Here is a 14,174-nt window from a genome sequence, read left to right as displayed (position 1 = left end):
AGCCGGGCTAACGCTAGGAGGGGACCGACGAGGCGGCAAGCCGGCACCGCGTCACGGAAGAGTGACAATTATCAACCCTGCCGGACGGCGTGTCGGCGTAACAGTCCGTGACCTGAGGCAGCAGTCCGTGCTCGGTGGCGGTGCCCGGAGAACCGTCGAGCGTCCGTACGCCGAAAGATGTCAGCTTTCGTCACACCACGTCGTCGCCGCGTCACAGGAACGTGGTGTCCACACAGGTCAGGGCGGTGACCGGTCGAGTGTCACCCGCGCGGGCGACCGGCCGCGGTACGCCGTACAGCGCCGCTCTGGGTACGGTAATGCGGTGTTGTCATCGGAGGTCGTGCTCAGCGGTCGGTACCGCTTGGACGAACGTGTCGCCACCGGCGGTATGGGCGACGTCTGGCGTGCCTCCGATCTGATCCTCGGCCGGCAGGTCGCGGTCAAGGTCCTGCTGCCGGCGCTGGTCTCCGACCCTGGCTTCATCGCCAGGTTCCGGGCCGAGGCCCGGATCATGGCGGCGCTGCGGCACCCGGGCATCGTGCAGGTCTTCGACTGCGGCGCCGACGACCTGCCCGACGACGGCGGTCGAGCGGACTACCTCGTGATGGAGTTCGTCGCCGGCGAGCCGCTGTCCAAGCGGATCGAGACGGCCGGCCGGCTCGACGTGGCCGAGACGATGTCGATCGTGGCCCAGGCTGCCGCCGCGCTGAACGCGGCGCACCGTGGCGGCATCGTGCACCGGGACGTCAAGCCCAGCAACCTGCTGGTGCAGGAGGACGGCACCGTCGTCCTGGTGGACTTCGGTGTGGCCCGTTCCACCGACATCACCAGCATCACCAGCACCAACGCGGTGCCCGGCACCGCCCTCTACATGGCCCCCGAGCAGGCGGCCGGCCGACCGGTGAGTGGTGCCACCGACATCTACGCGCTGGGCGCGGTCACCTACTGCTGCCTGACCGGCAGCCCGCCGTTCACCGGCGACAACCCGCTCCAGGTCGCCGTGCGCCACCTGGACGACGAACCGCCCGAGCTGCCACACGACATCCCGGAGGCGGTCCGCGCCCTGGTGTCCCGGGCCCTGGCGAAGGACCCGCAGGACAGGTTCAGCAGCGGCGCGGCGATGGCCGAGGCCGCCCGGACCGCGGTCACCGGCGGCGAGCCTCCGACGGCGATGGCCGCGCCGGTCCCGCTGCGCGACGCCGGCCCGGGCACCCGCACCGACGTGCCGGCCGGCGCGGCGGTGGCGAGCGCGGGGCAGGCCGGGCGTCAACGGCGGCGGGGTCCGCTGGTCGGCGCGGCGGCGGCCATGCTGGTCGCGCTGGTCGGGCTCGGTGCCGCACTGGGCGCGGCGCGCAATGCCGGCGAGGATCCGGCGGTCAACCTGCCCACCACCTCGCCGACGGTGGCGCCGAGCGGGCCGCAGGAGCTGCCGGCGGCGAACGAGCAGGTCGTCACCGGTGACCCGGGCCGACCCGATCGGCCGCATGTCCCCGGCAACTCCCCGTCCGCCTCGATCTCCGTGACGCCGAGCACGCAGCCCAGCCAGACGCCCAGTTCGCCGGCACCGACCGGGACGCCGACCGGGACCACCCCGCCGACGGGCGCCCCGACCGGCGAGCCGAGCACCCCGCCGACGTCGGCCACGCCCACGGCGACGGAGAGCACGCCGACCAATCCGGACGGCGCGGGCGGCGGGTAAGCCGATCCGTCGGCGCGGTCCCACCAGCACCGAAATCCCCAAAACGGACTTACGTCACTGAAGACGCCTCTAGGCTCTCTGCAGGCCATTTCCACCAACTGCCGCAGGAGCCTGGGTGAGCGCTGAAAAGCTGGTCGTGATCGGTCAGGGGTACGTCGGGCTGCCGCTGGCCCTGCGCGCCGTCGAGGCGGGGCTGGACGTGGTCGGCCTCGACGTCGACGCCGACCGGGTGAAGCGTCTCGCCTCCGGCGAGTCGTTCATCGAGGACATCCCGACCGACCGGCTGGGCCGGGCGTTGAGCAGCGGGCGGTACAACCCCAGCACGGAGTACTCCGACGCCGAGGGCTTCGACATCTGCGTCATCACCGTGCCGACTCCGCTGCGCGACGGCACCCCCGATCTGAGCTTCGTCGAGCAGGCCGGTATCGGCATCGGCCCGTACGTCCGACCGGGTTGCACGGTGGTCCTGGAGTCGACCACGTACCCCGGCACGACCGAGGAGCTGCTGCGCCCGCTGTTGGAGTCCGCCAGCGGACTGAGCAGTCCCGGCGACTTCCACCTCGGCTACAGCCCGGAACGGATCGACCCGGGCAACCCGACCTGGAAGCTGGAGAACACCCCGAAGGTGGTCTCCGGGGTGGACTCGGCGTCGCTGGCCCGGGTGGACGAGTTCTACAAGCGGCTCGTGCAACGCACCGTCCCGGTGGACTCCACCCGAGTCGCCGAGTTGACCAAGCTGATCGAGAACACGTTCCGCCAGGTCAACATCGCGTTGATCAACGAGCTGACGATGCTCTCGCACCACCTCGACATCGACGTCTGGCAGGCGATCGACGCGGCCGAGACCAAGCCGTTCGGCTTCCTGCCGTTCCGGCCCGGCCCCGGAGTCGGCGGGCACTGCCTGCCGATCGACCCGTGTTACCTGTCGTGGCAGGTCAAGCGCCGCCTCGGCCGGCAGTTCCGGTTCATCGAGCTGGCCAACGACATCAACCACGAGATGCCCGAGCACGTCGCGCAGCGGGTCATGGCGGGACTGAACCGGAAGGGCCGGTCCGTCAGCGGTGCCCGGCTGTTGCTGCTCGGACTGGCGTACAAGAAGAACACCGGCGACATGCGGGACTCCCCGGCGGTCGACGTGGCCCGCCGGTTGCAGGCGCTCGGCGCCGAGGTCCACGCGGTGGAGCCGTACGCCGAGTCGCACCAGATCCCGGCCGGAGTCACCGTGGTCGGGCTCTCCGAGCGGGAGGTGAGCGCCGCCGACGGGGTGGTGGTGGTCACCGACCACGACAGCTTCGACTACGACCTCGTGGTCCGGCACGCCCGCTACGTCTTCGACACCCGCAACCGGTGCGTCGGCCCGCTGGTCGAGCGCCTGTAGACCCGGCACCGCTGGCCGGTCCCGCCGCCGGATGGTTGGCGGGGCCGGCCGGCGGATGTCCGTCCGGGGCGGTTTCGGTCACTGGTCGGCGAGCGCCTCGACGACCGGACGGGACAACGCCCGACGGGCCGGCAGCACCGACGCGAGCAGAGCGGCCACCACCGCGACGGCGAGGGTCAGACCGAGCTGACCGAGCGGCAGCACCACGTGGAAGTCCCCGCCGAGGCGGGCCAGCAGGGCCATCGCGGAGGCGCTGACGCCGGTGCCCAGTCCGACCCCGAGCACCGCGCCGACAAGCGCCATCAGGACCGCCTCGACGGCGAGCACGGCCCGCATGCGTCCTCGGGTGAGCCCGACCGCCCGCAGCACGGCGTTCTCCCTGGTCCGCTCGACCACCGACAGGCTCAGCGTGTTCGCCACGCCGACCAGGGCGATCACCACCGCCAGGCCGAGCAGCGCGGTGACGAAGACGAGCAGCATGTCGACGGTGCCGGTCAGCATCTTCTTGTACGCGCCCTGGTCCATCAGGTTCACCGTCGGGTAGCGACCCAGCACCGTCTCGATCACCTCCCGGGCCCGCTCGGCGCTCACCCCGGCGGCGGGGTCGATCTCGGCCAGGACACCGCGCTGAGCGGGGAAGAGCGTGGCGAAGTCCACGTCGGCCATGTCGATGACATGCCCGGTGGGCGCGCCGTCGCCGGACGTGTCGTCGGTGACCACGGCGGCCACCCGGAACTGCCGGCCCTGGACGGTCACCGGTGAGCCGACCTGCCAGCCGCGTGCCCGCGCCAACTCCCGGTGCACCAGCACCTGGCCCGGCCCGACCCGACCGGCGTCGCCGGCGAGCACGGTGCCCAGCGTCCGGCCGACCAACGCCGGGTGGGCCGCGCGGATCTCCACGTCGGCGACGACAGTGCTGCGCTGCTCGTGCACCACCCCCAGCTCGGGCCGGGCGGCAAGCTCACCGGCGAGCGCGGCCGGCAGGTCCTGACCGATACCGCTGACCACGAAGTCGGTTCCGATCTGGGCGTCCACGCTGCGTTCGATGCCGTCCTTGGTGCTCTTGGCGCCGACCATGAACGCCGACACCAGGCCGATCCCGATCACCAGGGCGGTGGCGGTCGCGGCGACCCGCCGCGGGTTGCGGATCGTATTGGCCACCGCCAGCTCACCGGTCGCCCCGAGCACGCGACGTGCCGGCCAACCGAACACCCGCGCCAGGGCCGGGACGAGCACCGGCCCGAACAGCACGATCCCGAAGAAGGCCAGCACCCCGCCGAGGGCCACCAGCAGCACTTGACCGGCGCTGGCGGCACCGGTCAGCGCCGCGACACCGACGGCCAGCACCACCGCGCCGAAGGTCAGCCGAACCCGGCCAGCCGCGCGAGCGGGCTGCACCGCGGCGTCGGTGAGCGCGGCCACCGGGGCGACCCGGGTCCCCCGCCAGGCCGGAAGCAGCGCGGCGCACACGGTCAGCCCGGTGCCCAGGAGCAGGCCGGTGAGGACGGTCGAGCCGGTCACGGTCAGGCCACCGGCGACCGGCACGTCCAGTCGGGACATCAACATCCGCATCCCGCCGGCGAGGGCCACCCCGAGCAGCACCCCGCACGCGGAGGCGACCAGCCCCAGCACCGCCGACTCCAGCACGGCAGCCCGGAAGACCTGACCTCGCGTGGCGCCGATCAAACGCAGCAGGGCGGTCCGCCGGGTGCGCTGCGCCAACACGATCGCGAACGTGTTGGCGATGACGAAACCGGCCACCACCACGGCGACACCGACGAAGATCAACAGCAGCATCCGGAACTGCTCCACGTTGCGGACCGCGTCCTCGACGGCCTCGTCCAGGATCTGCTGACGGCTCTTCACGGTGGCCTCGACGCCGACCACGGCACGCAGCCGGTCGGTCAGCGCCGAGACGGAGGCACCCGGTCGGGCCGCCACCAGGATCCGGCCGTAACCACGTTCGCCGGTGAGTGCCAGCGCGTCCGGTCCGACCATGCCGACGAACGGGCCGCCGACATCGCGGGCGGTGCCCGCCACGTCGACGGTGCCGACCAGGTTGTACGGGCGGGCCGGCCCGCCGGAGCCTCCGACGCGCACCGCGGCGCCGAGCGTCAAGCCCTCAGCGGCGACCGTCGGCGCGTCCAGCACCACCTCTCCGGCGCGGTCGGGCAACCGCCCCGCGACCACGTCGTACGAGCGCAGGGCGTCCTCGGTGGGGATGGCGGCGAGCATGGTGAAGCCGAGCACCGGTCGACCGTCGACGCCGACGACCCCGGCCGTGTTGGTCAGCTCACCCGCCGCGGCGGCCACCCCGTCGACCGCACGCACCTCCTCAACCAGGGTCGGGGGCAACACCTCCCGGCCGGCCGAGTAGACACCCAGGTCGGTGTGGCGGTCGAACGTGCCGGCCCGCTCGTACGTGCCGGCGCGCATCCCGTCGACGAAGATCATGGTGCCGGCGACGAACGCGACACCGAGGACGACGGCCAACGCGGAGAGCAGCATGCGCAGCGCCTCGGCACGCAGCGAGCGCAGGGTCAGGCGGATCAAGCGGGGCTCCCGGTGCAGGTGGCGGATCGGACCCTTCCGACGCTATGGCCGACGCCCGTCCGTCCATCTCCACCTGCGCGCTCGACCTGTCTGCGCCCCGGGTCGCGGCGCGTCCGCCGGTCGCTACGACCCAGGTCGTACGCGGCGTCATCCGCCGGGTGTGACCAACCCGCTCTCGTACGCCAGGACCACCGCCTGCACCCGGTCGCGGAGCTGGAGCTTCGCCAGGATCCGCCCGACGTGTGTCTTCACCGTCGCCTCGGCCACGTGCACCCGGTTGGCGATCTCCGCGTTGGACAGCCCCTGGGCGACCAGCAGCAGCACCTCCCGCTCCCGTTCGGTGAGCTGCGCGAGCCGAGGGTCGGCGGTCGGTGCGGTGCCGAGCTGCCCGGCGAAACGGTCCAGCAGCCGCCGGGTGATCGACGGGGCGACCACGGAGTCGCCCTGGGCCACCACCCGGATCGCTGCCAGCAGGTCCTCCGGTGGGACGTTCTTGAGCAGGAACCCACTGGCGCCGGCCTGCAGGGCCGCGAACGCGTCGGCCTCGGTGTCGAAGGTGGTCAGGACCAGCACCCGGGGCGGGCCCGCCGGCCGATCGGCGCAGAGCCGCCGGGTCGCCTCCACCCCGTCCATGGTCGGCATCCGGATGTCCATCACGACGACGTCGGCCTCGGTGCGGGCGAGCACCCGCAGGGCGTCGGCGCCGTCGATCGCCTCCCCGACCACCTCCAGGTCGGGCTGGGAGTCCAGCACCATCCGGAACCCGGCGCGAACCAGCGCCTGGTCGTCCACGATCACCACCCGGATCGTCATGCCGCGATCACCTCCGTTGCCGGCTCAGACGGTAGCGGTAGCCGGACCTCGACCTGCCAGCCCCCGACCGGCCGAGGGCCGGCGGTGAGGCTGCCGTCGTACACCGTCACCCGCTCCCGCATGCCGAGCAGACCGTGACCGCCCGACGGCGCCGGGCTGACCGGTGGGCGGCCCTGACCGTTGTCGAGGACCCGGACCACGACGGCCTCGTCGCCGTAGATCAGCCCGACCTCGACGGTGGCGCCGACGCCGGCGTGCTTGAGCGCGTTGGTCAGCGCCTCCTGCACCACCCGGTAGACGGTCAGCTCCAACCCGGGAGGGAGCGCCGGCGGTGCCCCGGTGACGGTGCTGCGGATTCGCAGCCCGGCGTCGCCGAACCGGGCCAGCAGGTCGGGCAGCTCGGCCAGGGCCAGGCGGCGGTGCTCCGGGTCGGCGGCCACGACGAGCCCGTCCGCGCCGCCCGGTCCGGCGTCGCGCAGGACGCCGACCAGCCGACGCATCTCCTCCAGGGCCTGCCGGCCGGTGTCCGCGACCACCTTCACGGCGGTACGCGCCTGGGCGGGGTCACGGTCGAGCATGAACCGGGCGCCGTCCGCCTGGACGATCATCACCGCCATGCTGTGGGCGACCACGTCGTGCAGCTCCCGCGCGATCCGGGTGCGTTCCTCGGCGACCGCAGCCCGGGACTCGGCCTCCCGTTCGCGTTCCAGGGTGGTGGCCCGTTCCTCCAGGCTGAGCACGTAGAGCCGGCGGGTCCGCACGTTCAGCGCGACCAACCACACCGCGCCGGTGACCAGGGCGTACCACAGCGCGGTGACCCACCACTGGATGACGTTGGGGGTCTGTGCGGCGGCCAGCAGCACGCCCACGGCGGCGACCGCGCCGGCCACGACGCCGTCACGGAGCCGCTCGCCGTACTTCACCACGCTGTAGAGCGCGATCAGGACGGCGACGTCGTAGACCAGAGGGCCCCACTCGGCGACCACCTGGACCAGGGCGAGCGCCGCGACCACCACGGTCACCGCGCTCGGGTGGGTACGGCGGAACAGCAGCGCCACCGCCATCCCCACGCCGACCAGGGTCACCGCCCATCCGCCCGGCTGGTTCACCGCCGAGGCCACGGAGACGAGCACCACCAGGGCGGCGACGGCCACGTCGAAGGCGACGCCGCGAAGTGGGCGACCGAACAGGGTGCGTCTCACGGTCACCCAGGGTACGTGCCGGGACGCTCTCGGCCGTCGCGCCCCGCAACCGGGCTCAGGAGCCGAGGATCTCGCGCATGCGGTCGATCTCGACGGTCTGCTCGGTGGCGACGGCGTTGGCTAACTCGTTGAGCGTCAGGTCGGAGCCGACCGTGAGCAGGTTGGTGGCCATCTCGATGGCGCCCTCGTGATGCTCGGTCATCAAACGGTGGGGCTGGTCACCAGCGCGTGGGGTTGCCGGGCAGCTGACCAGGGGCTGTGCCAACGTGACCAGACGTGACCCTCGCAGCCCCGCCCGAGCCGACGACACGCTGGAGGCCCCACCCGCTGGACCTGGTGGCGGCCGTCCTCGCCGTGGTCGGCGCGGCCTGCGCGCTGAGCGGGCTGCTCCCCCGCGTGGAGACCACCCAGACCCTGCACCGGGTCCTGCCGCTGCTGCTGTTCCTCGGCACCGTGATCGTGCTGGCCGAGCTGACCGCCGTGGCCGGTGTCTTCGACGTGCTGGCCAGTCGACTGGCCAGGGCCTCCCGGGGCAGTTGGGCGGCGTTGTTCCTGCTCTGCGGCGGTCTCGCCACGCTCACCACCCTCGTGCTCAACCTCGACACCACCGCGGTGCTGCTCACCCCGGTGCTGCTCGCGCTGGCCCGGAACCTGCGGATCCCCGCCGCCCCGCTCGCCGTCACCACGGTCTGGTTGGCGAACACCGCGAGCCTGCTGTTGCCGGTGTCGAACCTGACGAACCTGCTGGCGGCCGACCGGGTCGGGCTGGCACCCCTGGCGTACGCGGCCCGGATGGCGTTGCCGCAGCTCGCCGCCGTGGCGGTCACCATGGCCCTGCTCTGGTTCGGGTGGTGGCGGCGGGACCGGCCCGCCGGTGGGCGCTTCGTCCCGCCGGCCCGTCACGTGCCCGCCGATCCGGTGCTGCACCGCACGGCGCTGGCCGGTTGCCTGCTCTTCGTCGCCGGCATCCTCGCCGGAGTGGAGATCGAGATCGCCTCCACCGTCGCGCTCGCGCTGGTGCTGGTCGGGTTCCTCGTCCGCTCCCCCGCCACGCTGCGCCCGGGGCTGGTCCCGGTGCGCCTGCTGTTCTTCGTCACCGGCCTGTTCCTGGTGGTGCAGACCCTCGGCCGGCACGGTCTGGACGATCTGGTCGGCACCCTGCTCGGCGCGGACGGTGGCGCGCTGGGCGCCCTGCGCGCCGGTGGCACCGGAGCGCTGCTCGCCAACGCGGTGAACAACCTGCCGGCCTACCTGGCCGGCGAATCGGTGCTGCTCAGCGGTGACGACACCCGCCTGCTGGCCCTGCTGATCGGCACCAACGTCGGCCCGCTGGCCGCACCCTGGGCGTCGCTGGCCACCCTGCTCTGGTTCGAGCGATGCCGGGCGGCCGCGGTGGCGGTGCCGGTGACCCGGTTCGTGCTGACCAGCACGCTGCTCGCGGTCACCGGCACGCTCGCCGCGGTCGGCGCGCTGCTGCTGGTGCGCTGAACGCCGGCCGCCCGAGACCGCCGGGTGGCGTCACCTGTCGGCCCGCACGGGCGGCGGTTCTTCAGTGGCGGGCCGGGCGCGGGCCCACCAGTCGACGGACCATCGGCGCGGCGTTCCACTTGGCCGCACCGACCAGGTCACGGGCGTGCTCCAGGACGGTGTAGTCGGGCCGGCTCAGCCCGTCGGCGATGGCCCGGTCGAGGTCGTTGCCGCAGCGACTGAGGACAGTGTCGAAGTCTCGGCGGACCGGCTCCTGCAGGTCGTAGCCGAACGAACGGTGCAGCCGGGCGAAGAGCGGCTTGTACAGCCGGACCCGCTCGTGCAGCCCCGACGAGTACGACATCGGGTGCTTCGGGCGGCGCAGGATGTAGTCGGGCAGCACGTCCGCGAACGCCCGCCGGACGATCCACTTCTCCTGTCCGTGGCGCAGTTTCAGGTCCATCGGCAGCCGCATCGCCAGCTCCACCACGCTGAGGTCGAGGAACGGCACCCGGGCCTCCACCCCGTGCGCCATGGCGGTCCGGTCGACCCGTTGCAACTCGGTACGGCACAGGTTGCGGATCCGGTGCAGGAACAGCCTTCGCGCCGCGGCCGGGCCGACCTGGTGGTACATCGGGTACCCGCCGAACAGCTCGTCGGAGCCGTCACCGGTCAGCACCACCTTGATGCCCAGGTCGCGAAGCCGCCGGAAGATCGGCACCGAGACGACCGCGTTGATGATGTCGCCGTACTCGGTCAGCTCGGACATCCGGATCGCCTCGCGGACGTCGGCGAGCCGGATGTCGCGCGGGCGCAGCTCGACCACCACGTGCGGCACGTCGAGGTCGGCGGCGAGCCGCCGGGCGTACGCCACGTCGGGGCTGTCCGCCACGCCGACCGTCACCGCGACGCAGTCCGGGTGGATGTCGCGCACCTGCCGCAGGGTCAACGAGCTGTCCAGGCCACCGGAGAGCACCACCCCGACGGTCAGGTCGGTCTCCACCCGCATCCGGATCGCGTCGCTCAATGCCGCACGGACGAGCAGGGCGGCCTCGTCCGGGTCGTCGATGACCGGCAGGCCCGCGCCGATGGTGAGCAGGTCGACGTGCGGCTTCAGTCGCACGTGTCCGTCCGCCTCCGCCCAGCCGTGGTGCCCGGGCGGCACCTCGGCAATCGGGGCGCCGTGCCCGACGAGCGCCTTGACCTCGGAGGCGAGGTACAGGCAGCCGGGACGGCGGGACCAGTACAGCGGCTTGACCCCGACCGGGTCGCGGGCCAGGTAGGCCCGGCCGGTGGCCCGCTCGACGATCGCGAAGGCGTACTCGCCGCGGAGCCGGGTCACCGCCGCCTCGCCCCACTGTTGGAACGCGGCGAGCAGCACCTCGGTGTCGCCGTCGGTGCGGAAGGCCTGGCCGAGGCGGGTCAACTGCGCCCGCAGCTCCCGGTAGTTGAAGATCTCGCCGTTGAAGCAGAGCAGCCAGCGTTCGTCGGCCGAGGTCCACGGCTGCACCGCCCGGTCCCGGTCGACGATTCGTAGCCGGCGGGTGCCGGCGAGCAGACCGTTCTCGGACCGGGTCTCGGTGACCTCACCGCGGGGGGCCAGGACGGCGAGCATCCGCCGGAACGTCGCCGGGTCGGCGTCGGGGCCGATGCTCAACGCGATGCCGCACACCGGGTCAGACCCCCATCTCGGCCTCGTAGGCCCGGCGTAGGCGACGCCGGGCGGTGGGCGCGAGACACAGGTGCCACGCCTGCCCCTCGTCGATCACGTTCAACTCTCCGGCCTTCTGGCGGTCGAGCAGCAGCTCCGCCAGGGTGTCCCGCGCCCCGAAACGCTCGAACCAGGCCAGCTCGACGTCGACGGAGTAGCCGAGGCAGTGCCCACTGGGCAGCATCGCGGCGTAGCCGAGGCGGCGCAGCCGGTACTGGTGTTCGGAACTGCGGACGAGACTGGTGACCCACAGCGGTGGGGTGGCCGGCGGCGCGGCGGCGGCGAACTCCCGCCCGATGTCGTTGAGGAGCGCCACCACCTCTCGCCGGGCCCGGCGGAACAGCAGCCCCGCCGTACGCGGGGTGAGGTCCGGCCGGAGCCGACGGCGCAGCCCGCGCGCGGCCCGGCCGATCATGGTGGCGGGCTGCTCCTGGTAGCGGAAGCGCAGCAGGTCCCGGCGGCGCAGCCACTCCAGGTCGACCAGCTCGGCGCTGCCGTTGACCTGGTCGTCGGTGACGAACGTCGGAGCGTCCTGCCACCACAGCACGTCGATGCGCGAGAGCAGGTAGATCCGTACCAGTGCGGTCAGGTCACGCGCCGAGGTGCGCTCGTTCGGCTGGTAGCGGGCCATTTCCAGCAGCAGCGTCTCGCGAGCGCCGATCAGGCCCTGCGGGGTGGCGTCGAGAACCGTGGCGAGCGCCGGCTCCCGCAGCCGCTCGTCGATGAGCACCTGTCGGGCCCGGGTGCTCGGCGCGTCGGCCAGGGCGCCCACCTCGACCAGCAGTTCGGCCACGGCGGCCCGGTAGGCGGTCAGGTCGGGCTCGGCGGCAGAGAGGCGGCGGGGGGCCGTGCCGGAGGGCCGGCGGCGAGCCGGAGCGGTCTGCGGCGGAGGCGAACCGGGCTGCTGTCCCGGGCTACGACTGGGCACTCGCATGACGGGTCCCTCTCTCCGGTCACGACACTGGGTGTTCGCCCTGAAACACACCGTAATCATCGGGACCGGAACCCGACCGAACAATCCTCCTATCTCCCCCCGAACGGAGCGAGGACGAGCACTCGGGGTGATCCTTGGGTTGGCGCTTTGGAGCTGATGTCGCCAACGAATCAACGCCGCCGGCTCCCTTTCCCGGGGCGGCCCGCCCTGGGGAGACCCCGCCCGAGCGCGAGCCCGGAGCCCGGAGCAAGCGGCCCCGTGATGTCACAAACGATTCAGCTCCAAAGGCACCGACCAACACACCGCCCACCACCCGCCGGGCCGTCTCGCGCGAGCCCGAGCACGGTCCCACCGACGGGCCGCAGAGCATGAGCCAAGCTCAGCCCGCCACCCCCGCCGAGCGCCCGGCCGCGACCGTCAGTCGCCGCCCGTCGGCACCAGGTCCTGCACCTCGGCGTACGTCGGCAGTTCCGCCGGCGCGGTGAGTACGCCGGCGCGGATCGCGTCGGCGGCGGTGACCGCGGCGCCCAGCGCGGCCCGGAACAGCAGGGAGCCGGTACTGACCCGGGCCACCCCGGCCCTGCCCAGTTCGGTCAGTCCCGGTCCGCCCGGTTGGTACAGCGCGTTCACCGGCGCGTCGAGTCGCTCGGTGAACACGCGCAGCGTCGCCTCGTCGAGGAGGCCGGGCACGAAGATTCCGTCCGCGCCGGCTGCCCGGTAGGCGCGGGCCCGGGCGAGGGCCTGCGGCAGCGGGTCGGTCATCCCGAGCCACCACGTGTCGGTGCGCGCGTTGACGAACAGGTCCGGCACCGCAGCCTTCACCGCCGCGATCTTGTCGGTGACGCTCTCGGCCTCGGCGAGGGTGCCGTCCGGGCGCCCGTCCTCCAGGTTGATCCCGACCACGCCGAGACCGGCCAACTCCGCCACGTACCCGGCGACCTCCGTCGGGTCGTCGCTGAACCCGGCCTCCACGTCGACGCTGAGCAGCACAGGTAGTCGGGCCAGCCGGCGGGCCAGCGCCAGGGTCTCCCCGGCGGTGGCCGCCGCGCCGTCGGGAAGGCCGGCGGTCGCGGCCACCCCGAGGCTGGTGGTGCCGATCGCCGGATGGCCGCGCGCGGCGAGCGCCGCCGCCGAGGCGTGGTCCCAGGCGTTGGGCAGCAGCAGGGGGCGGCCGGTGTGGTGCAGAGCGTGGAACGCGGCACGGCGCTCGATCATCGAACGCTCACCTCCAGGTTGGTCGGAACGCGCAGGGTCGGGTGCGGTTCGTGGTGCAGCGGGGTCGGGGTGCGGCGGCAGCGTTCGCGCAGCACGTCGAGGACCCCGGTGGCCAGCGCCAGGGCGTGCCGGTCGCCGGGGCAGCCGCGCTCGCCCGTCCCGAAGGTCAACAGGCCAGCACCGGGCCGACCTGGCTGGAACGTCGCGGGCTCGGAGAACGCCTGCGGGTCACGGTTGGCCGCGTCGAAGCGCAGCAGCACCGGGCTGCCGGCCGGCAGATCGCGCCCGCCCAGCCGTACCTCGTCGACGGTGACCCGTCGGGTGGCCCGGACCGGCGGGTCGAGGCGCAGCACCTCGGCCAGCAGGTCGGCGGTCTCCGCCGAGACCGGCGTTCGCCGGACGGCCGGGGGCAGCAGGTGGTGGGCGGCGGCGCCGATCAGGCCGGCGGTCGCGTCGCACGCCTGGACGAGCAGACCAACCAGGTTCGCCCGTACCTCCGGCGGGCCCTCCGGTGCGAGTGCCAGCAGCGTCGACACCGCCCGGTCGGCCCGCGCCGTCAGGACCGGGTCCACCCCCGGGTGGTACGCCGCGGCGACGACGACGACCGCCGTCCCGGCGGCTGCCGGATCAGCGAACCCGAGGCGATCGGCCAACGCCCGCAGCGGCACCGGCCGGGCCAGTTCCCGCATCACGTCGACGCGGTCACCGGCGCGGTCGAGCACGGCCACGGTCAGCCGCGCCGCGTCGTGTCGCAGGTCGGCCGGGTCCAGCGGGGTCAGCGCCGTCACCACGATCGCTCGCCGCTGGGCGTGGTGTCGCGGCGGACTGAACCGGCTGACCGTGCCGCGCAGCCAGGCGAGGGTGCCGGGCGGTCCCGCGTCGACGGCCGGCACCTGGAAGGCCGGGTGGATCAGCGCCGCTCGCACGTCGGCGTGCCGGGTCACCGTCCAACCGCGCTCCGGTTCGAACGAGGGCGGCGCACACGTCGGTGCCCCTGGGGCGGGCGCGATGACGGGCCAGGTGTCGGTCACCGCCCGACCGTAAAACCCAAACCCTTCGCCCCACGCCGAACAATGCCCCACCCCACCCCACCCTTACATCGGGAGGGAGACTGCGAGATCGCGGAGCAGAGTCAGCTCGCCCCGTCGATCATGAAGTTGTGGTGGGTGACAAAGCGCGCGTAAAGCGCCGAATCAGGCACC

The 14,174-nt window shown here is 73.1% G+C and carries 11 protein-coding genes; 3 read left to right on the top strand and 8 right to left on the bottom strand.

The window, feature by feature from the left end:
- Positions 1-322: 322 nt before the first annotated feature.
- Together ABGB10_RS11275 and ABGB10_RS11270 are read left to right on the top strand one after the other, a co-directional pair.
- Complete coding sequence (locus ABGB10_RS11275; RefSeq protein WP_347660821.1) at positions 323-1,699, top strand: serine/threonine-protein kinase; 1,377 nt, start codon at positions 323-325, stop codon at positions 1,697-1,699.
- 115 nt (positions 1,700-1,814) lie between these two features.
- Positions 1,815-3,077, top strand: a complete 1,263-nt coding sequence (locus ABGB10_RS11270) for a nucleotide sugar dehydrogenase (protein ID WP_347660820.1) — start codon at positions 1,815-1,817, stop codon at positions 3,075-3,077.
- A 78-nt stretch (positions 3,078-3,155) separates the two neighbouring features.
- Here the strand turns inward: ABGB10_RS11270 and ABGB10_RS11265 are convergent, their stop codons facing one another.
- The 4 genes from ABGB10_RS11265 to ABGB10_RS11250 form a co-directional block, all read right to left on the bottom strand.
- Entirely contained in the window at positions 3,156-5,630 is a 2,475-nt protein-coding gene (locus tag ABGB10_RS11265) for an FtsX-like permease family protein (RefSeq protein ID WP_347660819.1), read from the bottom strand.
- Positions 5,631-5,777: 147 nt separating this feature from the next.
- Positions 5,778-6,443, bottom strand: a complete 666-nt coding sequence (locus tag ABGB10_RS11260) for a response regulator transcription factor (protein ID WP_347660818.1) — start codon at positions 6,441-6,443, stop codon at positions 5,778-5,780.
- Complete coding sequence (locus ABGB10_RS11255; protein WP_347660817.1) at positions 6,440-7,651, bottom strand: sensor histidine kinase; 1,212 nt, start codon at positions 7,649-7,651, stop codon at positions 6,440-6,442. Before ABGB10_RS11255 ends, ABGB10_RS11260 begins: the two co-directional genes overlap by 4 nt.
- 49 nt (positions 7,652-7,700) lie before the next feature.
- Complete coding sequence (locus ABGB10_RS11250) at positions 7,701-7,847, bottom strand: DUF305 domain-containing protein (protein ID WP_347660816.1); 147 nt, start codon at positions 7,845-7,847, stop codon at positions 7,701-7,703.
- A 74-nt stretch (positions 7,848-7,921) separates the two neighbouring features.
- On the opposite strand from ABGB10_RS11250, the gene ABGB10_RS11245 reads away from it, so the two are divergent.
- Positions 7,922-9,133: an SLC13 family permease gene (locus ABGB10_RS11245; protein WP_347660815.1), complete on the top strand. Its 1,212-nt coding sequence runs from the start codon at positions 7,922-7,924 to the stop codon at positions 9,131-9,133.
- A gap of 61 nt (positions 9,134-9,194) precedes the next feature.
- Here the strand turns inward: ABGB10_RS11245 and ABGB10_RS11240 are convergent, their stop codons facing one another.
- The 4 genes from ABGB10_RS11240 to ABGB10_RS11225 form a co-directional block, all read right to left on the bottom strand.
- Positions 9,195-10,784 carry an asparagine synthase-related protein gene (locus ABGB10_RS11240; protein WP_347660814.1) on the bottom strand — a complete coding sequence of 530 codons (1,590 nt, stop codon included), beginning with the start codon at positions 10,782-10,784 and terminating at the stop codon, positions 9,195-9,197.
- A 4-nt stretch (positions 10,785-10,788) separates the two neighbouring features.
- Complete coding sequence (locus ABGB10_RS11235) at positions 10,789-11,757, bottom strand: DUF5715 family protein (RefSeq protein WP_347660813.1); 969 nt, start codon at positions 11,755-11,757, stop codon at positions 10,789-10,791.
- Between the two features lie 417 nt (positions 11,758-12,174).
- Positions 12,175-12,972 (bottom strand): isocitrate lyase/phosphoenolpyruvate mutase family protein, encoded by a 798-nt coding sequence (locus tag ABGB10_RS11230; protein WP_347660812.1) that lies wholly within the window; start codon positions 12,970-12,972, stop codon positions 12,175-12,177.
- Complete coding sequence (locus ABGB10_RS11225) at positions 12,969-14,003, bottom strand: cytochrome P450 (protein WP_347660811.1); 1,035 nt, start codon at positions 14,001-14,003, stop codon at positions 12,969-12,971. The genes ABGB10_RS11230 and ABGB10_RS11225 overlap by 4 nt, the downstream gene beginning before the upstream one ends.
- Positions 14,004-14,174 lie beyond the last annotated feature (171 nt).

The sequence above is a fragment of the Micromonospora sp. B9E7 genome (genome assembly GCF_039871815.1).
In the GTDB taxonomy this organism is placed as follows: Bacteria; Actinomycetota; Actinomycetes; order Mycobacteriales; family Micromonosporaceae; genus Micromonospora.
The sequence above is the reverse complement of the archived record's forward strand: the minus strand, read 5'-3'. Positions and strand labels throughout refer to the sequence as shown.